General features: G+C 56.9%; 14 protein-coding genes, 1 tRNA gene and 1 pseudogene. 8 read left to right on the top strand and 8 right to left on the bottom strand.

What is annotated here, in order from left to right; genetic code table 11:
- Window positions 1-164 precede the first annotated feature (164 nt).
- Complete coding sequence (locus AC5FRW_RS11840; protein ID WP_493568666.1) at window positions 165-1,919, top strand: DUF7289 family protein; 1,755 nt, start codon at window positions 165-167, stop codon at window positions 1,917-1,919.
- Between the two features lie 14 nt (window positions 1,920-1,933).
- On the opposite strand, the gene AC5FRW_RS11835 is transcribed toward AC5FRW_RS11840, so the two are convergent.
- From AC5FRW_RS11835 to AC5FRW_RS11815, 5 genes are read right to left on the bottom strand one after another with little or no spacing between them, the layout of a single operon-like run.
- Entirely contained in the window at window positions 1,934-2,695 is a 762-nt protein-coding gene (locus AC5FRW_RS11835; protein ID WP_493568665.1) for a DUF7289 family protein, read from the bottom strand.
- Window positions 2,688-3,131: a DUF7266 family protein gene (locus AC5FRW_RS11830; RefSeq protein ID WP_493568664.1), complete on the bottom strand. Its 444-nt coding sequence runs from the start codon at window positions 3,129-3,131 to the stop codon at window positions 2,688-2,690. The genes AC5FRW_RS11835 and AC5FRW_RS11830 overlap by 8 nt, the downstream gene beginning before the upstream one ends.
- Window positions 3,128-4,060: a DUF7261 family protein gene (locus tag AC5FRW_RS11825; RefSeq protein ID WP_493568663.1), complete on the bottom strand. Its 933-nt coding sequence runs from the start codon at window positions 4,058-4,060 to the stop codon at window positions 3,128-3,130. The genes AC5FRW_RS11830 and AC5FRW_RS11825 overlap by 4 nt, the downstream gene beginning before the upstream one ends.
- On the bottom strand, window positions 4,048-4,638 hold the full coding sequence (locus tag AC5FRW_RS11820) for a DUF7288 family protein (protein ID WP_493568662.1): 591 nt from the start codon (window positions 4,636-4,638) through the stop codon (window positions 4,048-4,050). The genes AC5FRW_RS11825 and AC5FRW_RS11820 overlap by 13 nt, the downstream gene beginning before the upstream one ends.
- Window positions 4,632-5,198 (bottom strand): DUF7287 family protein, encoded by a 567-nt coding sequence (locus AC5FRW_RS11815; protein WP_493568661.1) that lies wholly within the window; start codon window positions 5,196-5,198, stop codon window positions 4,632-4,634. The genes AC5FRW_RS11820 and AC5FRW_RS11815 overlap by 7 nt, the downstream gene beginning before the upstream one ends.
- Window positions 5,199-5,376: 178 nt before the next feature.
- Between AC5FRW_RS11815 and AC5FRW_RS11810 the strand changes: the two genes are divergently transcribed.
- From AC5FRW_RS11810 to AC5FRW_RS11800, 3 genes and pseudogenes are all read left to right on the top strand, one after another.
- Window positions 5,377-5,448, top strand: a tRNA-Ala gene (locus AC5FRW_RS11810).
- Between the two features lie 426 nt (window positions 5,449-5,874).
- Window positions 5,875-6,063: pseudogene (locus AC5FRW_RS11805) on the top strand (DUF8148 domain-containing protein); the annotation flags it as partial.
- Window positions 6,064-6,195: 132 nt separating this feature from the next.
- Entirely contained in the window at window positions 6,196-6,429 is a 234-nt protein-coding gene (locus AC5FRW_RS11800; protein ID WP_493568660.1) for a hypothetical protein, read from the top strand.
- A gap of 114 nt (window positions 6,430-6,543) precedes the next feature.
- Here AC5FRW_RS11800 and AC5FRW_RS11795 read toward each other — a convergent pair whose 3' ends face one another.
- Complete coding sequence (locus tag AC5FRW_RS11795; RefSeq protein ID WP_493568659.1) at window positions 6,544-8,286, bottom strand: hypothetical protein; 1,743 nt, start codon at window positions 8,284-8,286, stop codon at window positions 6,544-6,546.
- Window positions 8,287-8,364: 78 nt separating this feature from the next.
- On the opposite strand from AC5FRW_RS11795, the gene AC5FRW_RS11790 reads away from it, so the two are divergent.
- From AC5FRW_RS11790 to AC5FRW_RS11780, 3 genes are all read left to right on the top strand, one after another.
- On the top strand, window positions 8,365-8,721 hold the full coding sequence (locus tag AC5FRW_RS11790) for a hypothetical protein (protein ID WP_493568658.1): 357 nt from the start codon (window positions 8,365-8,367) through the stop codon (window positions 8,719-8,721).
- Window positions 8,722-8,952: 231 nt separating this feature from the next.
- Window positions 8,953-10,164: a CBS domain-containing protein gene (locus AC5FRW_RS11785; RefSeq protein WP_493568657.1), complete on the top strand. Its 1,212-nt coding sequence runs from the start codon at window positions 8,953-8,955 to the stop codon at window positions 10,162-10,164.
- Window positions 10,165-10,240: 76 nt separating this feature from the next.
- Window positions 10,241-11,044 (top strand): HpcH/HpaI aldolase family protein, encoded by an 804-nt coding sequence (locus tag AC5FRW_RS11780; RefSeq protein ID WP_493568656.1) that lies wholly within the window; start codon window positions 10,241-10,243, stop codon window positions 11,042-11,044.
- Between the two features lie 9 nt (window positions 11,045-11,053).
- Here the strand turns inward: AC5FRW_RS11780 and AC5FRW_RS11775 are convergent, their stop codons facing one another.
- Together AC5FRW_RS11775 and AC5FRW_RS11770 are read right to left on the bottom strand one after the other, a co-directional pair.
- Window positions 11,054-11,485, bottom strand: a complete 432-nt coding sequence (locus tag AC5FRW_RS11775) for a DUF7539 family protein (RefSeq protein WP_493568655.1) — start codon at window positions 11,483-11,485, stop codon at window positions 11,054-11,056.
- 576 nt (window positions 11,486-12,061) lie between these two features.
- Entirely contained in the window at window positions 12,062-14,404 is a 2,343-nt protein-coding gene (locus AC5FRW_RS11770) for a HEAT repeat domain-containing protein (RefSeq protein ID WP_493568654.1), read from the bottom strand.
- A gap of 888 nt (window positions 14,405-15,292) precedes the next feature.
- On the opposite strand from AC5FRW_RS11770, the gene AC5FRW_RS11765 reads away from it, so the two are divergent.
- Entirely contained in the window at window positions 15,293-17,395 is a 2,103-nt protein-coding gene (locus AC5FRW_RS11765) for a DUF7289 family protein (RefSeq protein ID WP_493568653.1), read from the top strand.
- Window positions 17,396-17,406: the final 11 nt, after the last annotated feature.

Here is a 17,406-nt window from a genome sequence, read left to right as displayed (position 1 = left end):
ACAGTGTGGCCCGCTCGATCGCCCTGTTATTATCGCTGATAGCGCCGGACAGCCACTACTGGCACGCCTGAGTCGAGGTCTCAACACAGATACCACCGCGTTCGCGCCGTGAACGATCCCGAACTGCCGCGCGCTTTATCAGTACTGATTCGAATTGTCGAGGTATGGGTCAGGTACGTCGGGGTCACCAGCACCAGCGGGCACAGACGGGACCGCTGGCGATCGTGCTGGTCTTCGCCATCGTTCTCAGCGGCTCGCTACTGGTCGTCACACTGGGGTCCAATAGTTTCTGGGACACCCAGCAGACACTCGACGCAGACCGGGCCGAGCAGACACTGACACAGTTCGACTCCCAGACCGCGATGGTGGCGCTGGGCGAGGCACAGACCCAGCAGGTCGTCCTCACGCGAACCGGCCCCAGCGGCTACGAGGTCGTCGACGACGCCGGCTGGATGCGGGTCGCCGTCACGAACGAGAGCGGCGCGACGCAGACGATCATGAACGTCACGCTGGGCGCGGTCGTCTACGAGAACGGCGAGACGGCCGTCGCCTATCAGGGCGGGGGCGTCTGGCGGCGCTCGGCGGGCGGCGGGACGACGATGCTCTCGCCGCCGGAGTTTCACTATCGGGACGCCACACTGACGCTGCCACTGGTGACGGTCACCGGCGACCGCTCGCTCTCCGGGCCGGTCAGCGTGACGCGAAACGGCCCGAATCAGCAGTACTTCCCCAACGCGACCGCCGACGAGGACTGGATCAATCCACTCGAACGCGGACAGGTCAACGTCACCGTTCAGAGCGACTTCTATCCCGCGTGGGCACGCTTTTTCGCCGGCCGAACCGACGGCACCGCTGTCGTCGACCACGAGAACGAGACCGCAACGTCGACACTCGTCGTCCCAACCGGACCACAGACGGTCAGCAGCGCCATCGCGGCCACGTCCGCGGCGGGCGAGATCAAACTCGCCGGCAGCGGGAGCGCCACGACCCGGACCGACAGCTACAACTCCACGGTCGGGACGGGCACCTACGCCGACACACGGACCAACGCGGGGACGATCCGGACGGCCGGGGACGTGACAGTCAAGGGCAACAGCGAAGTGAACGGATCGGTCGAATCGGGTGGCTTCGTCACGGTGAAAGGCTCGGGCGAGGTGACCGGCGACGTGGACTACGCCGACGGCACCAAGATCACCGGAACTGTCGGTGGCGATCTCGAACAGATCTCAGAAGTCGAGGGCGTCGGGCCAGCAGACTCCTACGTCGGCCGACGATACCGGGCGATCGACGCGTCGAACAACAACAGCGACACCGGTGTCCCGATCAGCGGCGACACACTCGACAGCGGTGACCAGACGCTCGGACCCGGCAGCTACCACCTCGACAGTCTCGTCGTCGACGGTGATACGCTCACGCTCGATACCGGGAGCGACGGGAAGATCGAGATCGCCGTTCGTGACTACGTGCAGGTGCAGAACGACGGCCGAATCGAGATTCAGGGCACTGGCGAAGTCCGAGTGTACCTCGACGGACAGGCCACGACCGCGAGCGGTCATCACTTCTCGATCGAGAGCAGTGGTGGCGAAGTCGACGTGCAGGACGCCCAGAACGCCCGACAGTTCTGGCTCTACGGCCGCAGCGACTTCCGGGCACGGATCGATGGCACGTCGAGTGACACCCACCGATTCGAAGGGATCTTCTGGGCACCGGCAGGCACGCTCGGTTCGAGCACCGTCACCGTCGAGAAAGGCGACATCTACGGCGGTGTCGTCGCCGGCAGCGTCAGTATGGAGAACGGCGGCGCGGTCCACTACGACCGCTCGCTGCGGACCGTCCGTGCGATTCCGCCCGAAGAGAACATCGTCCGGCTCACCTTCCTCCACATCTCGGAGAACCCGGTCGAAGTCAACGACGGGTGATCGGTACCCACCGGCTACAGTTCGATCTCTACGTCGAGAGCGTGCACCGGGACGTAGACACGCGCCGGGCCGCCGTCGGCGAAGCACGTGGTGTACGTCTCCCCGTCGGCGTCGACACCGTCGGTACACTTGTCCAGTCGCGTCGTCTCGAAGTACGTCCGCCAGAGGTCGCTACGTGGTGACGTGACGTTCACGGAGACGTTGTCGACCGAGTCCTGTGCGCCGCGCTTGATCGGCAGGGTCGTCGCCTCGGTGCTTGCTCGCACGAGCACGGTCGTCCCGCCGACGCTGCGTGTGTTCCCGACCCGGGTCTGGACGATCGGGACGAGCATGCGATCGGAGCGGGTCACGACGGGCGGTGCGTGGTCGATGCGTCCCCCGTCACGAGTCGTGTGAAACACCGCGCCACCCTCGTAGATCAGTGCCCGATCCTCGTTGCCCTCGTAAACGATGGGCGTGACCTCTCTGGTAACGCTGACCCGGCCGGAGCCAGCGGAATCGTAGACGCTGACGTTGATGGTCACGTTGTCGGCGGTGTACAGCTGTGCGTTTTCGAGGCTGATCTCCGTCGCACGGCTCGGTGCGCCGCGCTGGTGGAGGTCTGCCAGATTGTCCGCGAGCACGTCGTAGGCTCGTTTTGCGTTGTTGAGCTGTTCCGCATCACGAGTGTCCTGCAGCGTGTCGAGCCCAGAGACGGAGATGATCGCGACCGAACTGATCACGAGGCCAAACACCAGTGCGAAGCTCAGCACTTCGCTCGCGGCCCGGCTATCCATTCGTGATCACCAGTTCGTCGCTCGTCCCCGTCCGATTGCGAACCACGACGACACCGCTGTCGGCGAACGACGACACCAGCGTCTGCTCGGTCCTGACTCGAACTGTGACCCGAACCTCGGGATCGATCGAGGCGAGCACGAGTTGCCCATCGCCCGGGTCTAACTGAATGCTGTAGCCTGTCCCCGTAATCTGGGCGGGGAACGACTGACCGATCTGAACGCGCGTGTCGCCGCGGCCGGCCGATAGCAGCCTGTCGGCCCGGTTGATGTCCGAGGCGACCTGCTGACCGATCACGCCCAGTTCCGACCTGATGACCTGCTTCTGGCGATCCTCGACGAAGGTCCCGCCAGCGAGCAAGAGTCCGGTGACGAGCAGGGTCGCGATCGAGAGGCTCAACACGTAATTGAGCGTCGAGGAGGTGGCCCGGTCGTTCATCGTGGCTCACCCGGTGCGACGCGGACCGTGGTGTCGTAGACGATGGCCGGCCCGTCGTATCGATACTGCACCTCGACCGCGTAGATGGCGTTGCTCGTGTACGGATCGGTGTCGGTGGGCGATCCCGTGAGGTTGGCGTTCGAATAGTCGTCCTCGTCGACCACCAGCGAGTAGTTGCCCAGCACGGCGTCGCTGTCGTTGTAGAACAGATCGTAGCTGCCGTCGACCCCGCGACCGAACTGCAAGTAGGGACACGGCTCGCCGCCGACCCGCCCGCCGGTCACGTCGATCTGGACGTGCTGGCGCGGGCCGACGGTACAGCTACCGACGGTGGTCCCGGACTCTCGAACGGTGACAGTGAAGTCGCCGCTGCTCTCCGTGACCATCATCCGCCAGCGGTCCGTCCCGCTAGTCTCGACGAGCGTGACCGCGAAGCCACTCGCAGTGCTGAGGTTCATCTCGAACGCGCGCGTTCGATCGACGCTCTCGACGACCGCCCAGTCTGGCTGTGGCGTGCCGCCGGTCGAGGCGTTCTCGAACGTCGAGCCGCCACCACTGGCGTTGTCCCTGATCCGCGTCCCGTTGACGAACGCCGTCGGGCTGTCGATCCCGACAATCTTTCCGGTTGCCGCCTGCTGGCCCGCGACCGAGGCATCGATCGTGGCGACACTCTCGGTCACGTTGTGGGCCTGTCTCGCGTCCGAACTCGTGTTGTAGGTGTTGGCGTACCTGATGGTCTCGCCGACCGATTGCTGGACCTCGTGGCGGACGACGAGCGCGTCGTCGCTGCCTGCGGTTTCGCCCCTGCTGGCGAGGTTCTCGGTGAAGATAGCGGAGTTGACCACCAGCGCCAGCGAGACGAAGGTCACCGCCATCACGAACGCGGCGATCAGGATGATCTGGCCGCGCTCCCTCCTCAGATCCGCCACGCGACCACCTCCACGCGGACGACGTTGTAGACGGCCCCACCGGTGTCGCCCATGTAGAACGACGAGGCGTTATCGAGGCGCGATCCCGGAATCGGCTCGGCCGCGGCCGAATACAACGGCTCGTCGTCGGTCAGTGTCACCGTCCGGGCGGCGACGACGGCGTTGTCGCTTGGGACCCCGCGATAGATCATCCGCTTTCGCTTCTGGTCGCCGGCCGGCGTCTCGAAGGCCAGATACACGTTGTACGAGATGCCACGCTGGTCGAAGGTCCGGTCGAGCATCCGACCAAAGGTGGTGTTCGGTGGCTCGTTCGTGTAGTAATCCACGCTCGACAGACCGTGAAACTCCCCGGCCGTGTCGTTCCAGTACAGGGCAGACGACGCGAGCGCGTCCTGCTCTGCCGCCGCCGCCAGCACACCACGGGCGACGGACCGCTGCTGATTCTCGATGTGCTGACTGGAGGTGCTCGCCGACAGCGGCGTCACGGCCGTCATCTGTAACGCGAAGATGACGCTACTGAGGAGTAACAACCCCGCGACGACGGCTTCGAGCGTGTGGGCCTGCCCGCGATCTACCACATCACCACCTCCACGGTCACGTCCCCACCGAACAGCGACGCGACCCGCGTCGCCGTCACCGAGTCGTCGTTTCGCTGCGGTGGCGTCCGACCGTCACGCAAGAGCACGTCCTGACTACTCGCCCCGACGACACAGGCACTATCGGCCTGCTCGACCAGCCGATCGCCGTCCTCGTCCCAGCACAGCACGTCGCGACCGTCGCCACTCGCCGACTGATTGCCGTAGACGCTGACGTTGACGTTCTGGTTCGGGTCGATCCCGATGCGCTCGGGCAGTGTCCCCGTCCCGTAATACCGGCAGCCACTGACCGCCACCCCGTCGAAGAATCCGACCGTACACGTCCGATTCAGCACCTTCGGCCTCTCGGGCGATCCGAGCAAGCCGTGCGTGAGTTCGTCCGCCACCCGGTTCGTCGTCACTGTCTCCTCTTGCACGCCCGCGGTAAACGGTTCGAGGATTCCGGGAACGAACAAGAAGATGAACAACACCACGGCGATGAAGAGACTCATGCCGAACGCGAAATCGAGCGTCGTCTGCCCGCGCCTGTTGTGACCCCGCATGTATCTCCCGTGCCTGACCCAGTGACCGCACACCGAAACTGAGTGTGCCGGAGCGATGCTCTCTCCCCTCTTAGCTATTGTGGCCGATTCGATGCGCTCATCGGGGGACGACACTGTGGCACACAGCCCAACCGCTTCGATGGGTTTAAGAAAACCCACCCGGTACGAAACGATGCGAGGGCTCGTAGATCAGTGGTAGATCATCCCCCTGGCACGGGGAAGGCCCCGGGTTCAAATCCCGGCGAGTCCACTTCCTTCGCTCACTACGTTCACTCAGTCGTGGACTCACCGAACATCGCAAACGCTTCGTGTTTGCTCAATCCCGGCGAGTCCACTACATTTTGCCGCGAGCAAACGCGCGAGCGGCAATTGTCGCCCGACGACGCCCGGATTTGAACCCCTGGAAGTCGCAGCGTCGAGCGAAGCGAGGCGACCGTCTTCCTCTGGTTCAAATCCCGGTGATACCGTTTCTGCCCTCGCTTCGCTCCGGGAGCCAACGGCATCACCGACTTCTCGTTCGCTCCGCTCACGAGAATCCCGGCGAGTCCACTTCCTTCGCTCTCTACGTTCACTCAGTCGTGGACTCACCGAACATCGCAAACGCTTCGCGGTTGCTCAATCCCGGCAAGTCCACAACGTGGATGGCTGTGTTTCGACGTAGGCGGAGTGGGTTCGCGAGCGAACACGAGCGCACGAGCTGATCGAGTTCGACGACGACGAGCAGTCGACTGAATCCACAGCTGGTGCGTACCTCGGCAAGTACCTGAGCGCGACATTCGGCTCGCTGCTCGACGCTACCGAGTCGTTCGAGGAACCGGACGACGACGAGCGTGAGGCCTTTGCTGACAAAGCGGCGACGTGGAAGCTCGCCCTCTACTGGGTGACGAACCGGCGCTTCTGGTCCTGCTCGAAGCCTATCACCGAGGGTATCGATCCGAACGACCACACGCAAGATCCCGACGTTCGGCAGACTGTTCGGTGGTGTTCACTCGACTCCGTGCAGGCTGCCAGTGAGCGAGAGATTCGGGACGATCTCGCCCGCCGGCAGTGGGACGACCTCGACGATCTCGAAGCCGCCGTTGAGCGGGCGATTTCTGATGTCGAACAGCCGCAGGTGCGTTCAACGCTGCCCGAGGAAGTGACATTTCAGTGTGTGGTTGACTATATTGGCGCGTATTCATATTGGGATATACCAGTAAAAGCCGGACATTCTCACAATGAAATTTTTTAATTTATATTTAGTGTATGTCCACTAGAGGCTACCTTGCACTTAGTATGTGTTCCCCATATCCACTGAACTATCTTAGGGGCCACCGCTGGTTTTCCATAGTGGTGTCTTCCAAACTCATTGAGTAGGAGAATTCACAACATCCATATCTTCAATATCATTGATGAATTCCTCAAGATCTGACTGATCATAATCTTGGTGCATGAATACCCCAACATAATATTGATATGTTAGCCTTTGTCTTGCACTATCTGAACTACTGAAGCGGTCTATTACCTCTTCTAACGCAGATCCACAAGTATCGCTATGATCCTGTACTGTTCTTAGTTTTTCTTCTGTTCGAACCACCGATCTTGTACTTTCACTGAATCCGTGTGCCACCAATATCAAAACCTCAATATAATACACCACGAAATCCTCCTGATCATTATCGGATGCTGTTTTAATCAACTCAATTAATCCATCAAGGGCGGTTTCGGCAATCTTTGAGAATCCGACCATAGGTAGCTGGAGTGACCTTTCGGCAGATGTTACATGGAGCATTATTGAAGTAAATGAATCCTCGAAATAATTGTGGTTCTTGTTAAACTCTCCGGGCTCCATATATTTTCCATCCTTGTATAGAATATCATCAACAGTGATGTCCTCCAAGTGATTCTCTGCATGCTCATTCCATACGTCCATGAATTGGGATAGGAATACACGAAGAACTAATGAATACCTAGATTTTTCCACATCTAACTCTTCATGCTCTTCAGCAACAATCCCAACAAGATCGCCGATAGCAATCGTACCTTCTTGAATAGGCTTCTCTTGATTTCTCTCAGCAGCTGGTAGCAGAGGCTTCTTATAGCCATGCCATACGCCGGTTGCAACAGAAGTTGGTCGATCAGCGGGCACTAATTCGTGATGGATATCGGAAACTGCTCGAATAGATTTAGCTCCAATTTCTGGTGCTGGAACTTTGCAAAATCTCTCACCTTCTTTATTTAACCATTTGATCACAGGTACTACCAGTTCAATGTAATCATTTTCAACTGCGACGATCCCAATCTCTTTAAATTCGGTTATAATTTTGTTATACCCCTCCGTAAGATCGTCACTTAGCTCGGTCTGGCTCTCGACATCAGATTCGATGTTGGTTGACAGTTCGGTGGTGACCTTCTGGAATATTTCATATGCTGCCTGTCGGTCATCGTTTCTAATAGCAGATCTTGTAGTCTCAAAAAACTGGTAGAATGGTATACCGACTTCTTTTGTAACCTCTTTTCTCCAGTCTACCTCATTCACACCTTCTTCAACATTTTCAGGAATATCGTCTACATTAATATTGCTTAAAAAGGAATCCCTCATATAATATAATAAGGCGAAGCTAGACAGTCCTAAACCCAATGTCAACGACACTGCAACAACACGCACGATGAGATTTGAATGAATGTCAGCAATCAGTCCGACAGAAATAATATCGATAAATATTGATATAGAAAAAATAGAAACTGTGACTTTGTATTCAGATACATTTTGAAAAGTCGTTAGTGCATGAAGAGTGTATTCTGATGCAGCCAGTTGACGGCTTAAGATGTAGATGGCTGCGATTATACCAAATATCGAACCCTGTACAGTAGCCAACGTGGAAAAGTAAAGGGTCGGCACCTGTGATTGGAGATTTACATATATCCCACACAATATCCCAGTGAAGATGCCCGCGATCGCGGCTTTGAACTTGTTATTATGTAGAATCTCATCTGAGGATAGATCCACTGATGGTAACAGAGTACTAAGACTGCCTATCCGGTTCATGATTTTAGACACTTTGGCAGGTTTATAGTCTTTGACACTCGAAACTTCCTTTGTCGACATCTGTATTTCACCGATGTCTTATCACTTTCACTCTGGCTGACGGACCCTTCTAGTAACACTTCGCGAACTCTCTCCTGTATGGCAACCCAAGAGACGCCATCCTTCGACGATCTCGAACCGGTCGACACGAACACGCAGGACGACGAGTACGACAGTGAATGGATCGAACTCGACGCGGGCGAGGACGTGGTCGGCGAGATTCGCGACCGCACGCCCAACTGCGGCAAGTACGACACCACGGTGATCGAGCTGGCCTGCGGCATCGGCGACGTGGTGGCGATGTGGTCGAACTCCCAGATCGACCGCCAGCTCGACGAGAACGATCTCGGTGAGGGAGACGTGGTCGGCATCCGCCACACCTACGACCGCTGCGAGATGTGCTTCCCGGACGGCAAGATCCCGGAGCACGCCACACACCTACTTTTCACTCGCTAGAGGAAACTGCAATGCTTCGTCGAGCAAGGCAGATCCACCGACGATGTGCAGACCCGTGAGCCTTCGGAGAACAGCGGTGTCACCGAAAACGACGAGCCGACGCGGGATTCCGAACGTCGAGTGAGGTGCACGTGGAACAACACGAGGAATTGGGCAATCCAAGCGCCACCTAGAATATCAATGGAGCAACAAGTATAACAGTGGCGCGCTCCTCTCAATAGAGTGACACACATGAATATCTCCGAGATCCTCTCCCCGAAGTTCACCGAGTTCGACATCGGCACGCCGCTCTCGAAGGTCGGCGGGGCGTTCGAGAATCAAGAACTCGATGCCGTCGTCATCACAGACGGCGACGAGTATCGCGGCGTCGTTAGTCGCCGACAGATAGCGTCCTCGTCCAATCAGCCGTCCGCGAAGGTCGGTTCACAGGTACAGCACGTCCCGACTGTCGACCGCACGGAAGACGTTCGCGAGGTCGCGCGACTTATGATCGGCAGCGACGCCAAGACCCTCCCCGTACTCGACGGGGACGACCGTGTCGTAGGCGTGGTGACTGGCGATGCCGTCCTCGAAGCTGTGCGTCCGTTTCTCGACGCGGCGACCGTCGACGACGCTTACACAGCTGAGTTGATCAGTGCGTCTCCTGAGACCACGATCGGGAAAGCACTCAACATGCTTCGAGAAGCCGGTATCGCCCATCTCCCAGTCGTCGACGGCGACGACCTCGTCGGAATGTTGAGTCTGTACGACGTCATCGAGTTCACTACGCGGGGCGGCACCAAGAGCCAAGGTGGGTCGTCGAGTGGCTTCGGTGGCCGCAGTGGCGGCGGGCAGAATCGTGGTGGGTTCGGTGCGCGCGAGGGCGACATCGACAGAATGCTCGATCTTCCGGTCCAGGATCTGATGTCCGATGCAGTCGTGACGGTCGAGCAGAGCACACCACTAGACGAGGTCGTCGAGACGATGTTCAAGCAGGCAATCTCCTCGCTCGTCGTCACGACCGAAGACACTGACGCCCCAGTCGGAATCATCACGAAAACCGACGTCATCGAGGCGCTCACCTGGGAGCGCGACGAGCAAAATACCGTACAGATATTCGGGGACGACCTGCTGGAGGGGATGAGCTACGACGACGTCTCGGCGTTGATCGAGCGCATGACTTCGAAGTACGGTGAGATGAGCGTGATCAAGGCCAGTGTCGAACTGCAAGAGCACACGGAACAGACCCGGGGTGTGCCGCTGGTGCTGGCCCGGATTCGACTGGTCACCGACCGCGGGTACTTCACTGCTGACGGGGAGGGATACGGTGCGTCCCACGCGCTTCGACTCGCCGCGAACGCTGTCGAACGCCAACTCCTCAAGGGGAAAACCTACGGCCAGTCGAAGAAGCATCCTGACGTTGACGAGCAGGAACAACTCTACGGCTGGTGGCTCGGTGGGTGAATCGAGGAGTGGCTATCAAAACGACCGCGGTGATCTGTACACTAGATGTTTGCCGTTCGGTCCCGAAGGTACACCGATGGTCCATCCCACGTCGACAAACGACCTCTCTGCCACGCTAGCGAACGGAGGCGTTGCGCTCGGACTGCTTGACAACACGTACAGTCCCACACTCGTGGAGTTCTACGGCGAACTCGACTTGGACTTCGTCTGGATCGATCTCGAACATGGGGGACCGGATCCGTGGGACGCGAATCTTATCGAGGACCTCCTACGCGCAGCCGAACGGACGGGCCTCGAACTGCTCGTTCGACTCCCCGACACGGATCCAACGTTGGTCCGGAAAGCTCTCGATCTCGGGGTCAGGAACGTCTTTCTGCCCCGCGTGGAAACGGCGACGGAGGTCCGTGAGGCGGTCAAATCCGCTCGATTCCGCTACGACGGGAGTCCGGGCGATCGGGGACTCGGGTCGCCCCGGGCCCGACGCTGGGGGCTCGCCGATGAGTACATTGCCACCGAGGACCGGGAGACGACCGTCGGCGTGACCATTGAAACCGAAGCGTCCGTCGAGAATCTCGACGCGATCCTGGACGTCCCGGAACTGGGCTTCGTCTTCATCGGCCCGCTCGACCTCTCCGTATCACTGGGCTGTCCCGGCGAGATCGATCATCCAGATGTGCAGGGAGCCGTCGAGACCATTCGTTCGACCGCTGTCGATGCAGGTGTTCCCGTCGGCGGTCTCGGATTCGGGATGGACGATGTCAACGAGAAGGCGACGAACGGGTATCAACTGCTCAACCTCGGGAGCACGACCGGGGCGCTCCAGCAGATCGTCACTGACTGGTTCGACGCCTACGAGGGAGAACGAGCGCTGAGCCAATGATCTGGGCAATCAATCACACTGCGTTTTTCGGACGAACTCGTCGAGTTTTGCTCCGATGAGTGTCGCCACACGCTCACTGTAGTTCCAGAGTGCAGCGTTGAGCCGCTCTTCGGTTTCGTCGTCGAGATCGTCGGCTCCGCGAAGGACGGAGTCTTTGGTGATCTGGGGGTGGTACACGCAGACCACTCCGAGTGAAGTCTCCGAACCAGAGGGCCCCGCCGTGTGGATTCCGTACTGATCGGTCCCCCAGATACCGTCGCCGCCTTCTCGTTCCAGTTCGGAGTCAAGCATATCGAGTAGTTGCTCCTCTTTGGAGGAGAGAATGGGATCGTCTCCTTCGAACAGTTCAGCGTACGCCTCCATTCGGGCAGTTCTCGTCCACTGGTCTAACTGGGAACGCGCCCGAAGTACGGTCTGTCGTTCGTCTGTCAACTCCACCATACCTGTAGTTCGACCCCCAGGTGAATCAAGGTTCGTGCGACACTTCCAGTCGGCGGTGGTGACAGTGGGGCACTGTATCGGGCGGATCGGTCCGTCTCACACGTGAATCGCCCAGAAGAACGCGATCGCGAGGTAGAAAACCCACAGGACGCTAATCGGTGGCTGAAACACCGATGTCGCAGCGACGACACCGCCGGCAGCGCCACAGCACCCGTCTACTGCAGGTCGATACCAAGCGGGATAACGCCGGCAAGAAGGAAGAGTACTGACCACTTTCACTTCCACTCTGGACGTGACGACCGCCTATGTACCATCTTATCTTTGCCTCGAATATGCCAGATAGCAACCGAGAAGCGTATCGTGAGATCCGATCGAAGGCAGTCAGTCGCTACGAGAGCCTCTGTCGATACGGTCTGATTGTACGCGACGGCAGTACGGTCGACATGTGATACCGGGCGCTTTGTTGACCGTCTGGCTTACTTCATTTCTCAGCAGAATAGAAAACTCTCGACTTACCACTTCCGTTCATTCTGAGAAGGTTTCGATCCCACCTCCAACTGTACCCTATCCATCACATTACCGAGGGTTTGACAGTTCCTCACCAAGTTCCTGACGTACGTCTTCTGGCCCCTGTTCCAGTACGTCTTGAGCCTGAATTGCTCGTTCATCAGACGCTGATTCCGCGATGTTCTCCAAGGTATCTTTTCCAGTAGCTGTCCCTAAGCTCCCGAGTGCTTGGATCGCTCTTCTATAAATTCGCGAGGGTTCTTCATCATCCTGTGCAACCTTACTCAAGTCCTCTTCGGCAGCGGGATTGGCAATCCTCCCAAGAGCCCATAAACATGCAATCCGGAGGTCCTGTGCAATTTCTTTATCACAGGCTAGCTCTGATAATTTCTCGGTAGCATCCGAAACCTGAAGTTCACCCAGAGCGATCGCTACGACTCGGCGGACGCGGACAGTGGTATCTTCTTCTAACACCGAAATTAACGTTGCAATGACTCGGGGATGCTCATGATCCATAAGTTGCTGAGCAGCCATTGCACGTACACCGATAGGGTAGTGCTCAGTTGTGACTACTTCTGTTAATTCGTTTATTGCTTTTTCACCCCCTATCTGTGATACTGCCTGAATGGCAGCCCGTTGCACTTCAACTGAAGGATCATCAATTAATTCAGCAACAGCATCTATGGCCTCAACTTGCTCAAGTTCTCCAAGTGACACAGCAGCAGCGTGCCGGATATCAGCTGGCGTATCCTCTGAATTGATAAGTTGTATTAGCCCATCAATTGTCTGTGGTGATTCGATATTGGCTAAGGCACCAGTTGCAGCTCTTCTGACACCAATTGCAGGATCATTTTGTGCTGCATCAATGAGTGCTTCAACTGATCGAGGTTGGCTCATTTCATTGATTGCATCAGCAGATACACCTCTGATCTCTTCAGCATATTTATCCCGTTCAACAAGTTGAGCCTCTAATTCATCCAAAGCTTTGATCCCCTTCATCCCAGTTTCTCCAATGGCTGAAGTCACTCCTACTTTCAATTGAGGAGACTCCGTCGATCGAAGTGCTTCAATAAGAATATCGATAACATCAGGAGAACTAATTTGAGCTAATGCTTTCGCAGAGGTCGATCTGACACTTTCGGATGCTTCCTCATCAAGGAGTATTCGTTCAAGATCTGAAATCGCCTTTAATTCTCCAAGTCCACCCAAAAGTGAAATTACCGCTTCTTGGACCTCCTCATTAGGATCCTTCATAGCGTCACTTAGGGAATCATACACATCGGGGTTTTCTATACCCGAAATCGCCTCAACCGCTGCGACACGGAGTGAGCTTGGATTGTTTTCTGTGTCCAAGAAGATATCTGTGAGGGGATCCACGGCTCTGTCCTCTCCAGACTGTCCTAACGCCCTAATGGCAGCTTCTCTTATACCATCTGTATGTTCATCTCTATTTTTTGCAACAGATTGGAGAATTTCGATAGCTTCGAGAGACAGATTATTAGAGAGTCGTTGTAGGGACACAAGTGAAGTGTGAACAACAAGGTTGTCTGGATCATTTTCTACTGCTTTCAAAAGGGACTCTACCGTCACAATATCTTCGAAATTGTTCAGATTTTTTGCGGCTTCTGCCCTAACACCCGCAATGTGTTCATCTTCGGCCTGCAATGTCTCGGTAAGGGCTTCTAATGCTGCTTGATCTCCACGAGAGCCGAGAATCTGTATTGCATCCCGTTTTAATTTAGGATCGGTACCGTCCAAGAAGGAAATAACCGCTTCCGATTCACTGGGGTCACCTTTCTCTCCAGATTGGCTTATTTTTTCGGTAATTTCTTCAGGCCTGATTTCTCGGTGGTTAGGACGTCTTACATTATACAATTGTTCACTTCCCCACCCCTTTGCTAATTCCTGCTCATGGAGCTGATCAAATGCTATCGTGCCCCCTTCAATGTCAGGGGGAAGACTATCTTTGAAGCGCTGTGTCCCAAATATATGATCTGCTGGAACAATAGGCTCAATCCGAGCTGTCAAGTTAATATCGGTCCCGACTGCCCCTTCTGTTTCTCTAATCGGATTGTAGCCAAGGAACCCGGTCGCACTATGGAGCGCAAGACGTATTGAAAGATTAGGCATTCTCATCTCTGCCCAGTTAGTATTCCTAAATCTATCTTGAATCTCAAAAGCAGCTTCTGCTGCACTAACTGGGCTATCAAAGAATGCAATAATGCCATCACCCCACGAATTCATTTCTCGAGCACTGTTTTGTTCGAGAGCATCTGCTACATCAACCAAGATGTTCGAAAAGAATGATTTCAATTCGTATTCGTCCAGCGTGCTATAATCTTCAACATCACCGATTAAAACACTAAATTGCTCTTGGGTTATTTCATCGACATCTGGCTTTCCATCAGACATACACATGTATATTCACTGTACATTCTTATTCGCTTGGGTGGCTCATCACTCCCGTTTATGGACCGGTTGGCGCCACCACTCGGAGGAGCGAGGGTGTCACACAAGCGGTTATAGGTCCTTCGGATAGCCCCGTATCGATCTTGGTAGTGTACTGGCGACCTAATCATATTGACTCCGTCATGGCTGGTGTATTCGGAATCTACACATTCGATACGGCACCTGAATCGGAGATTCTGTTTGTCCAGCATTCGCGCTGTGCATTCAGCACTGCTTCCGAAGCCAATACCCAACTGAGGAATTTGACAGAGCCAGTTCGTTCACTGTTCGCCCATCTTTTGATTGCTGGTCTCAGACACGCAATCATCTGGTATCGTAACTTTGACCGAAAGTATGATTCATTCAGTCACGCGCCCGCTCCAGTGATCTTACCATTCGTCTAGTCGATCCAGATATGTCGCGCACTCAGAAACCAGACAAGACGGCCCGGAAGCGAATCGGGGAAGTCGTCTCCGACCGGTCGAACGCGACGGTGGATGTCCTCAAACAGCACTACGACGAGCGAAGCGAGGGCGCCGAGCGCCGACGGGACTTTCTCGACGATGCTAGCAGTAGAGCTACTAAAATGACCGATTCCGACACTCACGAAACCATGACCGACTACACACAGACGCGGAGAGCGAAAAGTACAGTCAATCAAATGCGGCTGACGGCGAAATGGAAAAAGCGGTTCTCCCGGCGAGTCCACTACCTTTTGCCAGAACACGTTCACGGGCGGAGGACCTAGATTGGCGAGTCGCTACGGGTACGCCCCAGTGGCTCCCGACTTTGTGTATCATCTTCACCGAAAAGATTTTGCCACTCGATTATCTAGTATAGCTGTGAAATAAAATGGGGGCTGGGGGAGACCACAGAGGGCTGTCCAGCGTGCTCGGGGTCGTCTTGCTGCTCGCCATCGTCATTCTGGTGTCGGGATCGGTCGTCGTCATCGGCAGCAGTGCGATCGAGGACGTGCAGTCGTCGACCGTCGACCAGAGCGCCGTCGCGACGATGGAGGAGCTTCAGTCGTCGGTCGAGAGCGTCGGTGTCGGCGACGGAACGAAGCGAGTGACGTTCGCGCAGGGGAGTGCAACCACAGGCCCGGGGAGCACAGACAACGACATCGTCGCCGTCGACGAGACAGCGGGGATGGTCACGGTCGCGGTAGACGACGCCAGCGCGGGCACCACCGAGTCGAAGACGGAACTCGGTGCCGTCGTCTACGAGGGAGCGAACAGCCAGCTATTGTATCAGGGTGGAGGCATCTTCCGGCTGAGTGGCGACGGCAGTACCGTGGTCTCGCCGCCGGACTTCCAGTACCAGTACCGCGACGGCGCGCCGACGCTCAGGCTCTCGCTGCCCCGTGTCGTCGCAGCGGGGTCGAACAGTCGCGGCTCGTTCGGTGACGACATCGCGGTGCGCCAGACCGGCGCTCGGGCACAGCACTTCCCGACGAATAGTCTCCCGAACCCACTCGAACACGGAGACACGGTCGAGATCACGGTCGAGAGTCGCGCCGCCGATGCCTGGGCGACGCTCTTTCGCGAGCGGACCGAGGGGACGGTGACGACCGGCGACTTCGACGGCGACGGCACGCCGGAGGCGCGGGTCACGCTGTCTGGACCGCCGGACCCGTCGCCGATGGCTCCCGGTGCAGTGGTTACGAGTGATGTCGGGGAATTGTCTTTTTCGAACCATGCGTTCGTGGATAGCTACGACTCGTCGACTGGCGTCGCTGGCCCACCGGGTAGTGGCACGAACGCACCGGTCTACATCGACGGTGAGTACAAGCCGTCGAATCACGTCTACATCGACGGTGATCTGACCGCCACAGAGGGTGCTGATTTCAGTTCTGGCAATAGTGGAAATACGCAAGAACGTGTCGCTGGGAAAACAATAATCGGGGGAACCCCTGGTGCAGGCGATCCGACAGAGCTTTCAGATACGAACATGAGATTCGGCGATATCTTCTCGACGACGGACGATTTGGACGCCTCAGGGGATAACTCAAATAAGCGCGCGCTCTTCGAGGACGACGTGTATGTCGGTGGCGACGTGACGAGGTTCGAGAATGTCAAAGTCGAGGGATCGCTCTACGTGCAGGGCGATGTCGAGCTTGGGATGCACACCACGGTGACGGGTGACGTGGTCGCCGGTGGCTCGATCACCGAGACGGGTTCACCTGTGCAGGTAGATGGTCAGAAGAAAGATTCCGCATCGCCACCTGCCCCGAAATCACCATCGCTGCCGTCAGTGACCGATAGAGATGCCGAAATTAATGCGAAAGAAAGCGCACTGTCGAGCGATAACGACAACCCCGGTGATGGGACGATCGACGATATCGAAGGGTCTGGTTGTTCGCCTGCCTGTGCTCTCAACGGTTCAAGCGATACGAGCGAGTTTTACATCCCTGCTGGGATCTCTCTGCAGTCTGGCGAGAAGCTCATTTTCAACACAACGGAAGGTCCTATCGAACTGTATGCCGGATACAAGCCATATCCACCAACACACGATCACCTCGAACAAAGTATCTACCTAAACAGCGGGCAGATTGAGGTTCACGGAGACAATCCAGTCCGAATTTACGGCGGCGGCCACTTCGTGATGGGGGATGGCGACCAGATCATCACGAAGGACCGAAGCGGGAGTCGAACCTACCGCGCTCCGAACGTCCAGATCTTCATGAAATCATCGAGAACAGTCGATTTCAACAAAGATGTATCATTTACCGGCGTTATTTACGGTTCTGATGGGACCAGCATCTCGATCGCGAACAAAGCAACCATCTATGGTTCCCTCATCGGAGAACCCGGTACAATACCTAACCACGTAGAGATCCACTTCGACGAGGCACTCCTGAACCCACCGGGCGGTCCGGGGGCGGCCGACGGTGGCCCGAACAGCGTCTCGTATCTCGACGTGACGACGAGAGAAGTGACGGTCGCAGACGAGTAGGGCCACCGAGC

This window comes from Halomicrobium sp. HArcht3-1 (assembly GCF_058933345.1).
The sequence above is the reverse complement of the archived record's forward strand: the minus strand, read 5'-3'. Positions and strand labels throughout refer to the sequence as shown.

What these genes read in the sequence shown, in the direction of transcription:
- AC5FRW_RS11775 (WP_493568655.1), bottom strand. Translation starts at nt 11,485, where the DNA reads ATGGTGGAGTTGACAGACGAACGACAGACCGTACTTCGGGCGCGTTCC.
- AC5FRW_RS11830 (WP_493568664.1), bottom strand. Translation starts at nt 3,131, where the DNA reads ATGAACGACCGGGCCACCTCCTCGACGCTCAATTACGTGTTGAGCCTC.
- AC5FRW_RS11840 (WP_493568666.1), top strand. Translation starts at nt 165, where the DNA reads ATGGGTCAGGTACGTCGGGGTCACCAGCACCAGCGGGCACAGACGGGA.
- AC5FRW_RS11815 (WP_493568661.1), bottom strand. Translation starts at nt 5,198, where the DNA reads ATGCGGGGTCACAACAGGCGCGGGCAGACGACGCTCGATTTCGCGTTC.
- AC5FRW_RS11835 (WP_493568665.1), bottom strand. Translation starts at nt 2,695, where the DNA reads ATGGATAGCCGGGCCGCGAGCGAAGTGCTGAGCTTCGCACTGGTGTTT.
- AC5FRW_RS11790 (WP_493568658.1), top strand. Translation starts at nt 8,365, where the DNA reads ATGGCAACCCAAGAGACGCCATCCTTCGACGATCTCGAACCGGTCGAC.
- AC5FRW_RS11785 (WP_493568657.1), top strand. Translation starts at nt 8,953, where the DNA reads ATGAATATCTCCGAGATCCTCTCCCCGAAGTTCACCGAGTTCGACATC.
- AC5FRW_RS11780 (WP_493568656.1), top strand. Translation starts at nt 10,241, where the DNA reads ATGGTCCATCCCACGTCGACAAACGACCTCTCTGCCACGCTAGCGAAC.
- AC5FRW_RS11765 (WP_493568653.1), top strand. Translation starts at nt 15,293, where the DNA reads ATGGGGGCTGGGGGAGACCACAGAGGGCTGTCCAGCGTGCTCGGGGTC.
- AC5FRW_RS11795 (WP_493568659.1), bottom strand. Translation starts at nt 8,286, where the DNA reads ATGTCGACAAAGGAAGTTTCGAGTGTCAAAGACTATAAACCTGCCAAA.
- AC5FRW_RS11770 (WP_493568654.1), bottom strand. Translation starts at nt 14,404, where the DNA reads ATGTCTGATGGAAAGCCAGATGTCGATGAAATAACCCAAGAGCAATTT.